A 16,250-nucleotide genomic window follows, 5' to 3' on the forward strand; every position below is an offset into this window, starting at 1 on the left:
TTACACCATGAGAAAAATACTTTTCGTGACATTTGCCAATCAAAGCGCCTATTCCGGTGGGGAACAATGTGCCAAAAGAAATTTGAAAGCCATTGAAGATATTTACGGGCAAGAGAATGTGACTGCCTATATTATCCGTCCTGACAATGCTGAGCGAAAAATTCGCGACAAGCTCGTAAGAATGGCCGAAATCATGAAATGCTATATGGGCGGATTGCGAAAGTCGGCGCTCAACGATATTATCCATATAGTCAAAGAGCAACAGATCACAGATCTTTTCATAGACAGTTCGCAATTGGGTTATCTTGCCAAGAAGATCAAGCAGATAGCCCCAAAGACCAAGGTTTATGTCTTCTTCCAAAACATAGAATACGATTTTTTTTCCTCCACAACACTTCACAGCTACGACTACCTACATCTCTTTTGGATACCCTTGTCTTTTCAAAATGAAAAATGGGCTTGCCGATGGGCTGACAAGGTGGTAGTGCTCAACCAGAAAGACTCCCATCGGTTAGAAAAGCTCTATCACAGGCAGGCCAATGCCATCATTCCCATTACAATGGTTGACGACTACGCACCCACCATGGAAGCAATGAAAGCACCCACTTCAAGACCGCTCAGTGCTGTTTTTGTAGGTAGCTATTTCACGGGGAATGTCAAAGGTCTCAAATGGTTTTGCCAAACAGTAGTGCCATGCGTCGATTTGCGCCTTACGATTGTGGGGGCAGGCATGGACAAGTTGGCCAACGACATAGCGCCGTCAGACAAAATAAGTATTCATGGCACGGTTCGAGACCTCGCCCCATACTATGAAGAAGCCGATGTGGCCTTGATCCCTATCACTTCGGGAGGAGGCATGAAAGTGAAGACAGCTGAAGCCTTGAAATATGGCAAACATATCATCGGTACCCGGAATGCATTAGAAGGGTATGAGGGCGACTGTGAAATCATCACCGAATGTAATACGGCAGATGAGTTTGTTCAAGCCATTGAGAAGTATCGCAATCCATGGAAATTTCAGCCTAAGGCGAGACAACTGTTTCTCGAAAAGTATGCCTACGAGGCATCTCTACTATTATTTCACCAACTCTTTCAATCATGAATGTACTTATCGATGGCCGGCCATTGGTCACCAGCAGTGCCGGCATTACGTTTTTTCTAATAAACAGTCTTCAAGCCTGGGCAGCGTCAAGCCCCGAAAATCTTTTTTATGTGGCTATTCCGAAGCCACTTAACAAGACGGTAGATACCACCGGCTGGCCCAACAATATCCATATCATAGAGAACCGATCCCCATTCCTTCGTCGACTCCCCAATCTGGTTTGGCTCAACCTGATTATGCCATGGTTAGTGCGCAGACTGCATGCTGACCTTTATTTTTCACCCCTACCCTGCATTCCTTTCTTGCTGCCCCAACATCTATTTCGGCTCATTGTGGTGCACGATGTGGTCAATATTGAATATCAATCGACCATGCAGTGGACCAATATAATATCTAACGCACTGTTCTTCTCACGTTCGATACGCAAGGCTGACCTCATCTGGACCAACTCGCTTTATACCCGTTCAAAGGTGCAACAGTATTTTCCCAAACGGCGATGCCAACAGATTTTCACCGGATGCTCCGTCAACCGTACATTATTTCGTCGTCTCTCGCTCACCGAAGAAGACCGAGCCGCTGTCAAGAGTAAATACCGGATCAACGACCGTTTTATACTCTTCGTAGGCTCATTAGAGCCTCGCAAAAATCTTGGCTATCTATTGGGGCTTATGCCCGACATCTACGAGACCACCAAAGTGCAATTGGTTGTAGTGGGCGGCATGAGCTGGAAAAGCTCTGCCTTAAAAGACATTATCCAACAGGATGGATTTCCTCGCGAGAGCGTTGTATTCTGCAATTTTGTGCCTAACGACGATCTCGTCAAGCTTTACAACATGGCTGACAGTTTCGTATCGACCTCGTTGAACGAGGGGTTCGGCATGCCCCAATTGGAAGCCCTGTCGTGCGGCTGTCCCGTCATCACCTCACGAAACTCGGCCATGGCCGAGATAACAGAAGGAAAAAGCGGAGCTGTGGCTATCGAAGGCTACGATAGAAAACAATGGATCAGTGTAATCAGAAAGGTAATAGACCAACGACCCACTCCGAAAGATGACGAAATAAGCTCATACGACTGGACTTCGATCATCGCCAAACTGAAAGAGCGCCTGCCGTTCCACCGTAAACATTAAAAACAACCAATATGAAAATAGCGATAGATTGCCGCCTGATCGGCTCCAGTGGCATCGGGACTTTCATCGAAAACGTTGTGAACTACATGGTAAAATATGCGGATCATTCGTATGTCCTCATTGGGAATCCAGACTATTTAGCAACTTATCGATACCATTCGCATTGTCAAATCATAACCTGTACCTATCGTAGTTTTTCCCTCAAAGAACTATTATTTTTTCCAGTCGGGATCATTAACCAATGTGACGCATTCTACACGCCAAACTTCAATGTTCCCTTAGGTATCCATGTGCCTATCTACTCCACCATCCACGACATTGTAATGCTCGATACCGAACATTTCAACAACCGACTGAAACGCTTCATTACAAAGTTGTATCTACGTCATGCTCTCTACATCTCAAATACTGTATTCACTGTCTCTAAGTTTTCGCAAGAGCGCATCCGGTCCACTTTCAAAACTAACACTTCCATAAAGGTGGTGCCTAACGGAATTTCCAACGAACTTAGAACCTATGCAAATAACCACTTGGAAACTACATGGCGCAAGGGCATTGTTTTTCTCGGCAACCTGAAGAAACATAAGGGTTTAAGTACACTCATTCAAGCTTTCGACCTCTTGGTCCGCAACGGCCTTGCCAAACAGCTCACGGTTATAGGACGATTTGACTTTCGAACCAAAGACAAAGATATTATAAAAGTGCTTAAAACCCATCACGAACACATTCGTTTTGTCTCCAATGCCAGCAATTCCGACGTTTTCCACATGGTTTCTGAGGCTGAGCTACTTGTTTCACCCTCGCTTTACGAAGGCTTCGGAATTCCTCCACTCGAAGCAATGTATCTTGGCACTCCTGTCATCATCTCCAACATACCAGCATACCAAGAAATCTATCGAGACCTACCTGTCACCTTTTTTAAGGCAGGAGACGCTAAGGACTTGTTTGAGAAAATACGAGATCACAGTCCCCACGCACTTCACATTAGGGGAAAAATAGACAAACTCTACAACTATCAAATGGCGGCAAAGCGTATAATAGACGTCATCTATGAGCAACGGCATCCACAATAAAACGTAAAAATCAAAACAACAGAAACTTTCTAAAACAACGACTGATAAATTTTGCGGCATCCATCAATCATCTCGTCAAATTGAAATATCTCTTTATAACGACGCGACGCACCCTGCGATAACCGCTTTCGGAGGCTCTCGTTTTCCATTATTGATATCAAAGCTTCGGCCAAGGCATGACTGTCCGCGACTGGCACATTCAAGCCCGAAACACCATGCGCATTGACCCACGACACACCTGACCCAGGAATGTTAGTGGCGACAATAGGCTTACCACACGACATAGCTTCCAATTGAACAATAGCAAATGCTTCAGTTCTCAAAATAGAACTCAAACAAAACAGGTCGCATGCCTGGAAATAGTTAGGCAGGTCTTCGTCTGGCACACGTCCAAGAAGCTTTACCCTATCACTGAGTCCATAGATATCAATACGATCTTGAAGTTTCTCCCGTAACTCGCCACCACCGCCAATAAGCACTACATAGTCATCGGAAAGCTCGCGAGCCGCTTCGACAAGGTACTCAAAACCTTTATAGCGCACCAGCCGACCTAACGAAAACACAATGTGCTTTCCCGGATACTGGGCTCGAATCCGTGCTACTCTCTCATCATTCCAAACCACAGGATGAGTACCGATGGGCAAATAAGTACATTTTTTTTGAACAGCCTGTAGATGTGGAGATTGCTGAACATAGACAGGAGTGGTACCCACTACAACCGCTGCACGTCTGAGCAGCCAATTTTGCAGGGGCATATAAAGCCGTAGGAGAGACCTCTGGGATAGAATATCACTGTGCCAATGAACCACCACCTTGCCTTTATAGCCCGACAATAGCAATGCTAACGCAGCCATTGGATCGGGATGATGTACATGGATGATATCGTAATTGCGACAAATACGTCTCAACTCAATTATCATCTGTATAGAAATCATCGTGGAATATTTTTTTAGCAAAGATTTCTCACAAATAATATGAGCATTCGAAGCAACTTCTACAACTCGTCGCGACGCTCCGACCACTGCATGACAACATAGCATGTCACAGATTAAGCCTTGGTCGGATAGTCCTTGCAGCAAGTCAACCATCACTCTCTCAACACCACCAGAAACTGGATAGAATTTGCCTAACTGAAGTATTCTCATTAACATTTCTTTTATGCAAAGGTATTAAATTAATTATAATACTTCAAAAGAAAAATGTATAATAATATTGATAATTGCTTATTTGCTACTTAAAAATTTTACTCTGAATGAAAATTCCACGTCAAAAAGTGACAAATCCTATCTCATTCATAGTATTGGCAACCACTCTCGTCATCTTGCCGCTACCACTGATGTCAGATCCGTAAATCAAACTCATTCAGGCGTACCCTTTGGCCAATATATCGCATGAAACCTCTTTGTTTAATTGATTTGCCAGATCAACAGAAATGGCAATGGGCCAAGCGGCCTCTTTTCAGTTTATACAACTTCCTCCCAAATTCCTTGAAGAAATAATATCAAGACAAAAAAATCCGCAAAGAGCGGCGCGACTCTGCTAAAACGTCATAAAGAACTGGAACAAAAATTAAACAGACATTGCTAAATCTCAAAACACAAGACAACACTATTACTAACCTATATCTACAAAAAAATAGAAAACAAGACAAAATCAGCCATAAAATACAAATAAAAATGAACAGCGATACAATAAAAATGAGCCGTTTGCGTTTTAATACAACAAGATACACTATAACGACAGGAAACTTTAACAGAAATTATATCTAAGACTTAATCCAATGTTCGACAATATCTTTTCAAGTACTGTATACAACGACGACACTGCCAACAAACGGTACATTCCCGATGGGATGAATGAATTTGAGCGTAATGTTAAGCGCGTCTTTGATTTTCTTGCAGCCATTGTCTGTATAATTATTTTCTCTCCTGTATTTCTTATTTGTTATTTTCTTGTCAAGCGAGAGGATGGTGGGCAAGCCATTTTTCGGCAGGAACGCGTTGGGCGTTTTGGACGACCTTTCACCATCTACAAGTTTCGCAGCATGCGGACAGATGCCGAGAAACACGGACCGCAACTGTACGGGCACGACAAAGACGACAGAATGACCAAGATTGGGCATTTTCTCCGCAACCACCATCTCGACGAGTTGCCCCAGCTATGGAATGTCGTTAAAGGCGACATGGCTTTCATCGGTCCGCGGCCAGAGCGAAAATATTATATAGACCAGATTGTCGAGCGTGACCCAAGGTATGTTTACCTTTACCAAATCCGCCCGGGTGTCACGTCTTACGCCACCCTGTACAATGGCTATACCGACACCATGGAAAAGATGCTCAAGCGCTTAGAGCTCGATCTTTATTATTTGGAGCATCGATCATGGTGGTTCGACTTGAAAATATTGGTGAAGACATTCTTCAATATCGTATTTGGAAAAAAATTCTGAGATTTCGTCATCATCAGGTTTTCAACCTAATATTTTCTGAACGTCAGCCTTAGCGTCTCGCTTCTTAGGATCATCCTTTGGCTGGTGAGTTGCTCCACCACGAACAATTCCTCCAGCTTGCTCATGCCGTAAGGTCTCAACCGGTCCACGTTGGTCACGGGCACGTCACCGGCCTCGCGATCGTTTATCCTCGCGTCATAAATTTTCAATTTGTTGTCGTTCAGCGAGAACCTGAAGATGTATCGCTTACCGTTCGCGGTGGCGTTCATCTGCAGCATTTTGCCTTGCACGGCATAATACACGCGGTTCGCCGTCGTCTCAAGGATGCCTCCCGTGGCCAAGGTGTCCATGCGGGTCATTTGCCACAAGCCGTCCAGCTTGCCGTTTCTTGATGTGTCGACCCATTCACCACAAGCGGTCAGCCCCGCCAATATCAATGCGAACGCAAAAAACAATTTCTTCATAAGTTGAACACCCCCGATTTTGCAACCGTAAATTGAAAGCCAAAATTATTTCCTATCAGCGTGCCAAAGTCCAAGCCACAGGCCGCTTTCATCTGCCAACGTCTTGGAAAACAGTATGTGGCCTCCACCATGAGGCTCGTGTCGCGCCTCTTGTCAGCGTAAGGCATGTCGTAAGTGCCCCACCCCGTCTGGCAGGTTATCATAGCCCGATAGCTTACGCGCTCCGTGGGCTGGCCATCAAAGGCGAGATGCCACGCCACGAAGCGGTTGTTCTTGAACTCTATTCTGCCATCATCGTTATATATAGGCGATGTGTACAGTGGGTTGCCCATGGCCTGGCCCCAATGCTGCCACCCCGCGAAGATATAGTGATTGTAAAAATTGTCCCTTCCGCCCAAATGGTCGGACAGCCCCTTCGAGTGGTCGTGGTAGATGGGGCCGCTCTGGTATTTTGTGCAGATATATTCCAGCACGATGTCGCGCAGCCAACCGCCCAACTTCAAATTTAGCTCGGCGCCCACCATCACGTCTTTCAGGTCGTACATGAAAAAGTGGTTGCGCTTCCTCACGTTCCATTCCTTTCCCGCGCCATATCCGTCATAATCGAGGAGGAACATGGACGAGTGGTCCTCGAAGAACTTGTCCGCGTACACGCCCAAACGCCATGTGTCCGCGTCGTAGTTCACGCGCGCCACCCAGCTGCCCACCACGTCTCCCTCCGCGTTTTCATACACGGTGCCTTTCTCCAGCACGTCTTCCCCGCCGGGGACAAAGGCTTTCAAAAAACTTCTCAACCCGGTGCCGTTACGTATCGTCACCAAATGGCCTTTTTCGTCCATGCGGCAACTCTTGCCGCCAAACAGCGTGGCCATCTCCAAGCCCATCTCCACCGACAAGGGCAACGACCTGTCCTCCTCGCTGCCTATCTTCAGGTAGCCGGCCTTGCTGTGGAAGAGCGCGTCCGCCGTGTACTTCGATTTTCCACCCGTGAAGCGTCGCTGCCAGCCATCGTCGGTCATCTTGCCGTACGCTATGTGCCCTTTCAGGTGCAGCCACCTGCCCAGCGCGGGTATCGTCCAATACTCGGGCAGGGCCAACCGCACCTGCGGCACCGGGCGGGCGTTCACTCCCAGCGTTTGCGACCCCGCGCTCAGCCGGTTGTTTTTCAGCTCCATGGCATACTCCTTGGCGCCCACGGTCAGCGTTCCGCGCAGCCATCGGCCCTCCACGAATACTTGCTGCGCCACCACGCCGGCGGCATGGTTAAGGGCCAAAGCCATGTCCACGCCATATCCACCCCCCCATCTCCGGGCAGAGTCGGCGCTCAGGGGCCGCGCCACTTGGCATCGCCAATAGCCGTTCACGGCGTCTATCGATGACAGTCCATGCTTGTTGGCGTTGAGCCACAATGGCGTGCGCCCGTCAGACACAGACGCTTGCGCCTCCACCTTGTAATGGATATTCTTGCCCAAACACAATTTTTCACGCTCGGCGCCATATTGTCGGGCATGTTGAGCCGCCACGTTTTGGGTCGCCAATGTCATGGCGAGAAGTATAGGCAAACGGTTCATTCTTCAATGTTATAAATCCAACGATTGTTTTACATAGCGCCACGTGGCGTCCGTGCCACATAGCCTGACGTAACCTTACATTGCAAAGATAACGCTTTTTTAGGGATTTTCCCCCACCCGCATAGGGAAAAACCTTTCGCGCCCTGTCACGATATGGCTATCTTTGCAATATATAAGCAGGGAGACACGCTCCTTGAAGCTGTTGAACCACAAAACATCAAGGATATGAAAAAATTAGCGTTAGCATTCGCGGCGTTGCTCGCCGTCACCATCCAAGCGTCGGCCATGAGCTATGAGCGGGCCCGCGAGCAGGCCTTGTTTCTCACCGACAAAATGGCTTACGAGCTCAATTTGACCGAAGACCAGTACGAGGCCGCCTACGAGATAAACTTAGACTACCTTATGGGCATAGAAGATTATACAGACCTTTATGGCGCGTATTGGACGCGCCGCAATCTCGACTTAAGCTATATCCTGCTCGACTGGCAGTACCGCACCTATGTCAACGCGGCCTATTTTTATCGCCCACTCTATTGGGACTCCGGCTACTGGCATTTCGGTGTATACGCGCGCTATCCACATCGCGACTATTTTTATTTTGGGAGGCCACGCTTCTACGTAACCTATAATGGCTACCACAGTTGGCATAGCAATGGCGGGCGCAGTTGGTATCGTGGCCGTAGTTTTGGCGGCAGGTGCTCTAATGGCGCGGCTCGAGTGGGCATGCGCGACGGCTTCGACCGGGGCGATTTTGGCCGCGGCACCCGTTTCACGTACAATGGCGCCCGGTCTTTTGGCAATGGCACCCGTCGCATAGACGCCGACGCGCGTTCCTTCGGCAATGGCAACGGTCGTTTTGGCTCTCGCAACAGGTCGTATGGCTACGGCGATCGTCGATTTGACGGAGACGAGCGCTCGTTTGGCGGTGGCAATCGTCGCATGGACTCCGGTTCGCGGCCATACGATTTCGGCGGTCGTTCAGACGACTCGCGCTACGGAAGCCCACGTTCTTTTGGCCATGGCTCTTTTGAGGCAAGCCCTCGCTCGTTTGGGCATGGCCGACAGAGCAGCACCCGCTCCACTGTCACTCGCCCCAATCCCAATCCCTCGTTTGGCGGCGAGGCGCCCCTATTCACAGCCCCGCGCCGCACGTTCGCGCCTCGCAACAGCGATGGCTCGCAATCATTTGGCAACCGTCCTTCCATCCGGCAGCCCAACGCGCCGGCTCGCTCTTTTGGCAGTGGCTACGGCGGCAGCCCTAACAGCCAGTCCACGGGCGGCCACTTTGGTCGTGGCAGATAATGTCGACAAATCATTCCAGGCATGCGTGCCTGTAGCCATTGGCCGCGCGCGGACTCCACGCGCGGCCATTTTTAGCAGGCGCCCACCGTGCGCCACCGTGTCGTTTGTCAATAAAACATCACAAAAAACTGCGCTTCCAAACAATTGGTTTTAGCAAGCTCCTAAACTCATCGCCGCATACTTCGCGCTCGTTTTGCCAACGCGCTCACGGCGCCGGCTCTGCCTTGAAGCGCCATTCGCGCTGCCAAAACCATCCAAACACGAGCTGGTCGCTACCCATTCAGCTTGCCTTTAGGCCTTGTTCGAGATGCGAACAAGGCCTAAAGGCAAGCCTATCAAAAAACTTTCGAGACAACACTGGCTTGAAAAATTCACAACATTTTATAATACAACCAATTACAAAAAACTCAAATGCAGCGCGTATTTGCGCCCAGCCGGCAGTCCATACGCGAATACGCCAAGCGCGCGATGGATTTTGTCATATTTTTTCAACGCCATATTCCAACGGCCGGCGCCGATCGCGCCAATTCTCACAGCATGAGCACGCGCACCTCGGCATTGCCCATCTTGCGTATCTCGCCCATGGGTTTGTCAAAGTGGACGCTCTGGATGGCCTTGTTGATGATGCCATGCCCCACGGCCAGCACCGTGCGCCCGGGATAGGTCTCCTTGAGCCACGCCATGAAATCGCGCGCCCTACCCCTCATGCGCTCCAAGCTCTCAATGTCCGGCGGCCATTCCTCGTCTCGCAGATCGGGGATATACCTGCCGGTGAACCCTCCCCAATCGCGTTCCCTGAGCAACGGCGTGGTGACCACGTCCTTGCCGTGTGGTTCGGCGACAATCTCGCAAGTGCGCACCGCTCTGCGCAAGTCGCTCGCCACAAACACGTCTATGCGCTCATGGCTCAGCGCGTCTCTCAACGCCCTGGCCTGCTCGAGCCCCTCGTCGCTGAGCCGCCCGTCTGTCTGCCCCTGCATAATCTGGGCCTTGTTCTCCACGGTCTCGCCGTGCCGTGCCAACAACAATTTTACCATCGCGCGTTTTTTAGATAGGTGTTAAAAAATAAGCGTACAGCCTGCGCCACCGTTTGTCAACGTGTTTTCGGCTCACAAGCCGTAAAATTACAAATTATATGTGACGATGCCTTGCATATCAAAAAAAATAATATAAATTTGCAAGAGGATACCCAAAGGTATCCCCAACTAAATTTTCTGACCATGAAATTACTCCGAAGTGGCATATTCCGCGCCATCTGTTCCATCATCGTCGGCGCGCTGCTTGTGAAATATCGCGAGCAGACAATGACATGGCTCACCGTGGCCATAGGCGCGCTTTTCTTTCTGCCGGGGCTCATCAGCTGCGTCGCTTACCTCGCGGACAAACACAACAGCGACAAAACTCAAGTTTTCGACTCTGAGGGCAAACTCATCCAAGGTGACAAGCCCAATTTCCCCCTCGTGGGTATTGGCAGCGTCGTGCTTGGCGCGATATTGGCCATGACGCCCAACTCGTTTATCAACGGACTGACGTACGTTCTCGCGGCAATTCTCATCCTTGGCGCCATCAACATGTTTTACAATCTCGCCTCCATCATGCGCATAGCCAAGATAGGCGTGGCGTGGTGGGTGGTACCCATATCGCTGTTGGTCACAGGCGTCACCATCATCGCCAAGCCCACCCTTCTCCCGGCCTCGGCCCTGTTCATCATAGGCTGGGCCATGATGGTTTACGGCGTGACAGACCTCGTCAACGCCATTAAAATTCAGCAGGTGGCCAAAGCCCACGACCGATCGCTCAAGGCCCAAGAGACCGCCGCCACAGAGGCGGAAGACGCCACGCCGACCGATTGATTTTCACCGCCGCCCCAATGGGCGCCGGGGCTCAACGCGATGGCCACGCAGCTTTGACCACTGACAGTGGGGCCGCGTGGCCATCGGCGTCTTCGCGTCACGGCGCGCCATCGCATGCCAAGGATAGCCGCGCCGCCGCGAGGCGGTCTCGACGAGACGGCCTGGCACGTTAGCCGCGGGGTGACGGGGGCGGCTATACCGCGCCCGTAAGCTCTGACTTCGATACCAGTCCCTCTATATATTTGCACAATATGCCTATGCCCTTAAGGTTCTCGCCGCCCTGCGGTATGATGAGGTCGGCATAGCGTTTGGTCGGCTCGATAAACTGCTCATGCATGGGCTTGAGCACCTTGAGATACCGATCCACCACCATCGACACCGTGCGGCCGCGGTCTATGGTGTCGCGCTGGATGTTGCGAATGAGGCGCTCGTCGGGGTCTGTGTCCACGAAAATCTTGAGGTCCATCATGTCGCGCAACTTCTTGTCAATAAGGGTCATGATGCCCTCAATGATGATAACGGGCTTGGGCTCTATATGGATGGTCTCGGGCAGGCGGTTGCTCAGCAGGTAGCTGTAGGTGGGCTGCTCCACGGAATGCCCCTTGCGCAACTCTTTGACGTGCTTGATGAGAAGCCTCCAGTCAAATGCGTCAGGGTGGTCAAAGTTGATGGCCTTGCGCTCTTCGTCTGTCATGCCCGTGGTGTCATTGTAATAGGAGTCCAAGGGCACCACGACCACATGGTCCGGCGGCAACGCCTCCACAATCTTGTTTACCACGGTGGTCTTGCCCGAGCCGGTGCCACCGGCTATGCCAATGATGGTGATATTGTCTGTTTTTGCGTCCATAGTGTATCTGTTGACTTATTATTAGAAATGTTGTCTCATGTCGGGGCGGCAAGCCTCACAGCAGGCCGATGTCGCCAAACATCCTCGCGTAGTACTCGGCCTTGGCCTCCAGCCTCATGGGATAGGCCCTCGACGAGCTGGGCAGGCGGTATAACGACAAGACGCGACCGTCAAACCGGAAGTCTCTATGGTCGCCCATCCTCATGCCCTTGGCGTCGATGCCATAACGCCCGGAAAATATGTGGGTGGCCAATTGCCCGGCCGCCACCACGGCCCGGCAACGCGGCAACGCGCGCAGCATGCCGTCGAGGTCTGCCTGCCGCACCACCTCGAGGTCCTTGTCCGATGCCGTGCCCTTGGTGCGGCGCACGCTCAGGCAGGTGTCAAAGATGGCTATGCCCTTGTCTCGCAGGAACGCTTTCAGCGGCTCAAGCCGGTAAGTCTTGCGCCCCTCGTCCACGAAGCGCAGCTTGTCGCCAAAAAAGCAAAGGCCAACGATGCGCCACATGTCGTTGGTGAAGTTGGGATAATACCACGGCATGCACCAACGCTTGGGCGCCGGGGGAAACGTGCCAAGCATGAGAAGCTTGGCGTTAGGTGGCAAAAATGGAACAAAGGGGTGGACTTCCACGCCACCCCGTTCCTCTTTTAGAGCCAAATCACGCGCGGATTTGGACATTTCGGCAGTATCTGACATTAACTTTTGGTTTTCAACGCCCGCGCCCTCCGGCTGTCAGCGAAGCGCGCCTTGTCGCTCCGCGCGCCGGAAACACGCACGCGGAGCGCTGTCATTTCTGCTCTTTAACCAAATAGACGCACACCGGCAGGTGGTCGGAGAAACCGTCCAGCCACACGCCCCCGGCCGAGGTGCGCTTGGGAGCTCCCTTGTATTTGCCATCGGCCTGGAACAGGTAGGGCATGCGCTGTATCTCGTTTTTCCAGTATTTCAGGGTGCGGTAGTCTTTGGAGCCCTTGGGGTTGAGCAGGTTTGGGGTCATCAAAATCTGGTCGAACAGGTTCCAGCGGCCTTGGTACATCAGCGTACCGGTGCCCTGCTTGACGAGGATGTCGTACCAAGGGTTGTACATGTCGCCCGGGCCCACTTTCGCAATCTCCTCCTTGCCACCAAGCACTTCGTACATACTCTTGTTGGTGGGATCGTCGTTCATGTCACCCATGACAAACACTTTGCGCCGCTTGTCGTCGCGGAGCAACGAGTCTTTGACGGCCTTGGCCTGCGCGGCGCCCACCTCGCGATAGTAAGAGCCGCTGAAACGACTGGGCAGGTGACACACGACGAAGGCCACGCGCTCGCCTGCCATCTCGCCGCTCACGGTGAGAAAGCCGCGCGTGGCGAAACCGCTGTCTTGCTTGGCGGTGGGCACGTATGGCACCAACTTGACGCTCTCGACCTTGAAAAGGGCCGGATTGTAGAGCAGGGCGCAGTCTATGCCTCGCTTGTCGGGACCCTCGACATGGCAAAAGCGGTAGCCGCGAGCCTTGAGCGCAGGCTGGGCGCAGAGGTCTGCCAGCGCCCTCGCGTTCTCCACCTCGGCCAGGCCGATAACGGCACAGCCCACGTTTGGCAGCACGTTTGTGCCCATGTCGCTCAGCGCGCGGGCCATGTTGTGGAGCTTGTGACCATATTTAAAGCCGTTCCAACGGTACGATCCAGTGGGGAGAAAGTCGAAATCCCTCTTCCCCTCGTCGTGACACGTGTCGAAAAGGTTCTCCTGATTGTAGAACCCCACGGCGTAAACAGAATACTTTTTTTGTGCCGACAGTGGCAAAAGCGTTGCCAATGCCAAGGCAACGAGCATAATTTTGTGTTTCATCGCGTACATTTTATATTTGTTGCAAATATCGCAATAAAATCCGAAACAGAACCGTCTTTCACAAAATTTTACCGAAAAAGCCGCGCCGATTTAAAATATATTTCGTTATTTTGTAAACACAAACACAAATATTAATCTCTTTATTATGCAAAAAAAGCTTATCATGGCCATGATGGCCCTAAGCTGCGCACCATTGGCTTATGCACAATCCGACTCGACAAGCGTTGGCGAGGCGGCATTCACCTTTACAGAAGCACAATTGGGCGAGGACGACAACATGGAGCAAAACATATCCATTGTCAACTCTAACTCGAACGCTTACGCCTCGGGGCTGGGCTATCTTTTCTCACCGATGAGATTTAGGTACAGGGCCTTGAACCAAAAGTACAACGAGATTTACATTAATGGAGCGCCCGTCAATGACATGGAGTCAGGACAGTTTCGCTACTCCTTGATAGGAGGACTAAACCAGCAAACGCGTGGCATGGAATCGGTGTTGCCCTTCGAGAGCAACAATTTCGCCATGTCGGGCATGGGAGGGTCCAACAACTACAACTTCAGGCCGGCCGCCATGCCGACAGGCCACCGCGTGACCTTGTCGGGCGCCAATCGCAACTATACACTGCGAGGCATGTACACATACAATAGCGGACTGACCAATGACGGCTGGGCCTTCTCCGCCAACGTGACCTATCGGTGGGCCAACAGGGGCTACGCGCCAGGCACATTCTACAACGCCTTGTCTTATTTCTTTGGCATCCAGAAACTCATTGGAGACCACCACTCCATCTCATTGTCCACGTGGGGCAACCCCACCGAGCGCGCGGCGCAAGGCGCGTCGACAGACGAGATGTACTGGCTGGCCAACAACTACCAGTACAACCCATATTGGGGCTACCAAAACGGCAAGAAACGCAACAGCCGCGTGGTGAACGACTTCTCGCCGGCGGCTATCTTGACATGGGACTGGGACATGAACGACAAGAACAGGTTGACCACCTCGCTATTTGGCAAATACGGCATGTACTCAAGCTCAAAGCTCAACTATAACAACGCAGAGAACCCACACCCGGACTATTACAAGCGCCTGCCGTCCAACAGTTACAACCCTTGGGGAGTCGGCGCCGCGAACTCGAGGCAGGGATACGACGATTTCATTTGCACGAGAGACTATCTCATGGGCAACGAGAGGGCGCGCCAAATAAACTTCGACGAGCTGATATTCGCCAACCGCCAAGCCGCCAAGCAGGGCGCTGACGCCATGTACTACATACAGGCCAAGCACAACGACGCACTCAACGTGACGCTCTCCTCCACGCTCTCCTCTCGCGTGACAAGGAACAGCGTTTGGAACAATGGCTTCGCCTTGGCCCACAACAACATCAACCACTACCAAACCATGGAAGACATGCTGGGAGCCTCTTCTTACCACAATGTCAACAACTACGCCTTGGGCAGGTACGCGGCAGGGTCGGACAAGTTGCAATACGACTTGAACAACCCGAACGCGACGGTAAAGGAGGGCGACCGCTTCGCTTACGATTACCACATCATCACCAACAAGGCGCAATTCTGGACAAGCTACAGCGAGGACTTCGGCTTGGTGCACTACAACGTCTCCGCTCGCGTGGGTGGCAAGACCATGCAGCGTGACGGCAAGATGCGTAACGGTCTATTCGCAGACAACTCGTATGGCAAGAGCAAGACGGCCAAATTTGTCGAGGGCGGCCTCAAGGCCAGCGGAGACTTCAATCTCGGGCGCGGCAACACGCTGACGCTGGGCATGGGCTACGAATCGCACGCCCCCGAAGCGTACACAGCGTTCTACGCCCCGGAAATGAACAACGACTTTGTGGGCAACCTTTTCAACGAGCATATATTCTCAAGCGAGGTGGGCTACCAATTGAGCGCCAGCTGGCTGCACGCAAACATCACCGCATACTACAACCACTTGTCGCACGTGACAGAGTGGACATGCTTCTATTTTGACGACATCAACAGCTTCTCGTACAACTCCCTGAGCGATCTTACCAAGGAATATTACGGCGTGGAGGCCGGGTTGAAGGTCAAATTGTCTTCGGCGCTCGACCTGAAACTTATCGGGACGATGAGCGACGCCAAGAACACGAGCGACGCCAAGGTGCGATACCTGAACTCCACGCAGGGCACATACAACGACGACATGGCCTTGGTGAAAAACATGAGAGAGAGCGGAACGCCACTCACGGCCACGTCGTTAGGACTGAGCTATCACCAAGGCGGATGGTTTGTCGACCTCAATGGCAACTGGTATGACCGCATCTACCTGAGTTACTCGCCCTATCACAGGTACAAGAGCAACTTAAGCAAAGGCAAGGAGGCGGCGCCACAAGAGAAAGGACACGGCGGCTGGATGCTCGACGGCTCCATTGGCCGAAGCGTTTATCTCAAACACGGCAGCCTTTCCATCAATCTCATGGTGACAAATATCCTGAACAACCAGAAGATTGTGACCGGAGGATACGAGCAAAGCCGTTCCGACTACAGCGCGTCAGGCAACAATCGCATGTATATCTTCTCTAAAAACCCCAAGAAATATTATGCCTTTGGCACAAATGCCATGCTTAACATCGCTTACAAATTCTAAC

14 protein-coding genes are annotated in these 16,250 nt (G+C 51.4%); 7 read left to right on the forward strand and 7 right to left on the reverse strand.

Features of this window, described 5'->3' with window-relative positions:
• Positions 1-7 precede the first annotated feature (7 nt).
• The 3 genes from HMPREF1640_RS03330 to HMPREF1640_RS03340 are packed head-to-tail and all read left to right on the forward strand — an operon-like array spanning position 8 to position 3,305.
• Positions 8-1,102 (forward strand): glycosyltransferase, encoded by a 1,095-nt coding sequence (locus HMPREF1640_RS03330; protein WP_036892379.1) that lies wholly within the window; start codon positions 8-10, stop codon positions 1,100-1,102.
• Complete coding sequence (locus tag HMPREF1640_RS03335; RefSeq protein WP_036892381.1) at positions 1,099-2,232, forward strand: glycosyltransferase family 1 protein; 1,134 nt, start codon at positions 1,099-1,101, stop codon at positions 2,230-2,232. The genes HMPREF1640_RS03330 and HMPREF1640_RS03335 overlap by 4 nt, the downstream gene beginning before the upstream one ends.
• 11 nt (positions 2,233-2,243) lie before the next feature.
• Entirely contained in the window at positions 2,244-3,305 is a 1,062-nt protein-coding gene (locus HMPREF1640_RS03340; protein WP_036892383.1) for a glycosyltransferase family 1 protein, read from the forward strand.
• 29 nt (positions 3,306-3,334) lie between these two features.
• Here HMPREF1640_RS03340 and HMPREF1640_RS03345 read toward each other — a convergent pair whose 3' ends face one another.
• Positions 3,335-4,450 (reverse strand): glycosyltransferase, encoded by a 1,116-nt coding sequence (locus HMPREF1640_RS03345; protein WP_036892458.1) that lies wholly within the window; start codon positions 4,448-4,450, stop codon positions 3,335-3,337.
• Between the two features lie 635 nt (positions 4,451-5,085).
• Between HMPREF1640_RS03345 and HMPREF1640_RS03350 the strand changes: the two genes are divergently transcribed.
• Positions 5,086-5,751 carry a sugar transferase gene (locus tag HMPREF1640_RS03350; protein ID WP_036892386.1) on the forward strand — a complete coding sequence of 222 codons (666 nt, stop codon included), beginning with the start codon at positions 5,086-5,088 and terminating at the stop codon, positions 5,749-5,751.
• A 26-nt stretch (positions 5,752-5,777) separates the two neighbouring features.
• Here the strand turns inward: HMPREF1640_RS03350 and HMPREF1640_RS03355 are convergent, their stop codons facing one another.
• Both HMPREF1640_RS03355 and HMPREF1640_RS03360 read right to left on the reverse strand, forming a co-directional pair.
• On the reverse strand, positions 5,778-6,215 hold the full coding sequence (locus tag HMPREF1640_RS03355; RefSeq protein WP_036892388.1) for a lipocalin-like domain-containing protein: 438 nt from the start codon (positions 6,213-6,215) through the stop codon (positions 5,778-5,780).
• Entirely contained in the window at positions 6,212-7,786 is a 1,575-nt protein-coding gene (locus tag HMPREF1640_RS03360; protein ID WP_036892390.1) for a capsule assembly Wzi family protein, read from the reverse strand. Before HMPREF1640_RS03360 ends, HMPREF1640_RS03355 begins: the two co-directional genes overlap by 4 nt.
• Before the next feature lie 225 nt (positions 7,787-8,011).
• Between HMPREF1640_RS03360 and HMPREF1640_RS03365 the strand changes: the two genes are divergently transcribed.
• Positions 8,012-9,088 (forward strand): hypothetical protein, encoded by a 1,077-nt coding sequence (locus HMPREF1640_RS03365; protein WP_036892459.1) that lies wholly within the window; start codon positions 8,012-8,014, stop codon positions 9,086-9,088.
• A 530-nt stretch (positions 9,089-9,618) separates the two neighbouring features.
• On the opposite strand, the gene HMPREF1640_RS03370 is transcribed toward HMPREF1640_RS03365, so the two are convergent.
• Positions 9,619-10,125, reverse strand: a complete 507-nt coding sequence (locus HMPREF1640_RS03370) for a histidine phosphatase family protein (protein WP_036892392.1) — start codon at positions 10,123-10,125, stop codon at positions 9,619-9,621.
• Positions 10,126-10,308: 183 nt separating this feature from the next.
• Between HMPREF1640_RS03370 and HMPREF1640_RS03375 the strand changes: the two genes are divergently transcribed.
• Entirely contained in the window at positions 10,309-10,941 is a 633-nt protein-coding gene (locus tag HMPREF1640_RS03375) for a DUF308 domain-containing protein (RefSeq protein WP_081935255.1), read from the forward strand.
• A gap of 193 nt (positions 10,942-11,134) precedes the next feature.
• On the opposite strand, the gene udk is transcribed toward HMPREF1640_RS03375, so the two are convergent.
• The 3 genes from udk to HMPREF1640_RS03390 form a co-directional block, all read right to left on the reverse strand.
• Complete coding sequence (udk, locus tag HMPREF1640_RS03380; protein WP_036892394.1) at positions 11,135-11,788, reverse strand: uridine kinase; 654 nt, start codon at positions 11,786-11,788, stop codon at positions 11,135-11,137.
• A gap of 55 nt (positions 11,789-11,843) precedes the next feature.
• A complete protein-coding gene (locus HMPREF1640_RS03385; protein ID WP_052051687.1) occupies positions 11,844-12,467 on the reverse strand; it encodes a uracil-DNA glycosylase family protein in 624 nt (207 codons plus the stop codon).
• Positions 12,468-12,576: 109 nt separating this feature from the next.
• On the reverse strand, positions 12,577-13,623 hold the full coding sequence (locus HMPREF1640_RS03390; RefSeq protein ID WP_036892396.1) for an endonuclease/exonuclease/phosphatase family protein: 1,047 nt from the start codon (positions 13,621-13,623) through the stop codon (positions 12,577-12,579).
• Positions 13,624-13,768: 145 nt separating this feature from the next.
• Between HMPREF1640_RS03390 and HMPREF1640_RS03395 the strand changes: the two genes are divergently transcribed.
• Entirely contained in the window at positions 13,769-16,249 is a 2,481-nt protein-coding gene (locus tag HMPREF1640_RS03395; protein WP_036892398.1) for a hypothetical protein, read from the forward strand.
• Position 16,250: the final 1 nt, after the last annotated feature.

The organism is Prevotella sp. S7-1-8, assembly GCF_000758925.1.
GTDB lineage: Bacteria > Bacteroidota > Bacteroidia > Bacteroidales > Bacteroidaceae > Prevotella.

What these genes read in the sequence shown, in the direction of transcription:
- HMPREF1640_RS03385 (WP_052051687.1), bottom strand. Translation starts at nt 12,467, where the DNA reads ATGTCCAAATCCGCGCGTGATTTGGCTCTAAAAGAGGAACGGGGTGGC.
- HMPREF1640_RS03365 (WP_036892459.1), top strand. Translation starts at nt 8,012, where the DNA reads ATGAAAAAATTAGCGTTAGCATTCGCGGCGTTGCTCGCCGTCACCATC.
- HMPREF1640_RS03345 (WP_036892458.1), bottom strand. Translation starts at nt 4,450, where the DNA reads ATGAGAATACTTCAGTTAGGCAAATTCTATCCAGTTTCTGGTGGTGTT.
- HMPREF1640_RS03355 (WP_036892388.1), bottom strand. Translation starts at nt 6,215, where the DNA reads ATGAAGAAATTGTTTTTTGCGTTCGCATTGATATTGGCGGGGCTGACC.
- HMPREF1640_RS03360 (WP_036892390.1), bottom strand. Translation starts at nt 7,786, where the DNA reads ATGAACCGTTTGCCTATACTTCTCGCCATGACATTGGCGACCCAAAAC.
- HMPREF1640_RS03340 (WP_036892383.1), top strand. Translation starts at nt 2,244, where the DNA reads ATGAAAATAGCGATAGATTGCCGCCTGATCGGCTCCAGTGGCATCGGG.
- HMPREF1640_RS03375 (WP_081935255.1), top strand. Translation starts at nt 10,309, where the DNA reads ATGAAATTACTCCGAAGTGGCATATTCCGCGCCATCTGTTCCATCATC.
- HMPREF1640_RS03330 (WP_036892379.1), top strand. Translation starts at nt 8, where the DNA reads ATGAGAAAAATACTTTTCGTGACATTTGCCAATCAAAGCGCCTATTCC.
- HMPREF1640_RS03335 (WP_036892381.1), top strand. Translation starts at nt 1,099, where the DNA reads ATGAATGTACTTATCGATGGCCGGCCATTGGTCACCAGCAGTGCCGGC.
- HMPREF1640_RS03350 (WP_036892386.1), top strand. Translation starts at nt 5,086, where the DNA reads ATGTTCGACAATATCTTTTCAAGTACTGTATACAACGACGACACTGCC.
- HMPREF1640_RS03370 (WP_036892392.1), bottom strand. Translation starts at nt 10,125, where the DNA reads ATGGTAAAATTGTTGTTGGCACGGCACGGCGAGACCGTGGAGAACAAG.
- HMPREF1640_RS03395 (WP_036892398.1), top strand. Translation starts at nt 13,769, where the DNA reads ATGCAAAAAAAGCTTATCATGGCCATGATGGCCCTAAGCTGCGCACCA.
- HMPREF1640_RS03390 (WP_036892396.1), bottom strand. Translation starts at nt 13,623, where the DNA reads ATGAAACACAAAATTATGCTCGTTGCCTTGGCATTGGCAACGCTTTTG.
- udk (WP_036892394.1), bottom strand. Translation starts at nt 11,788, where the DNA reads ATGGACGCAAAAACAGACAATATCACCATCATTGGCATAGCCGGTGGC.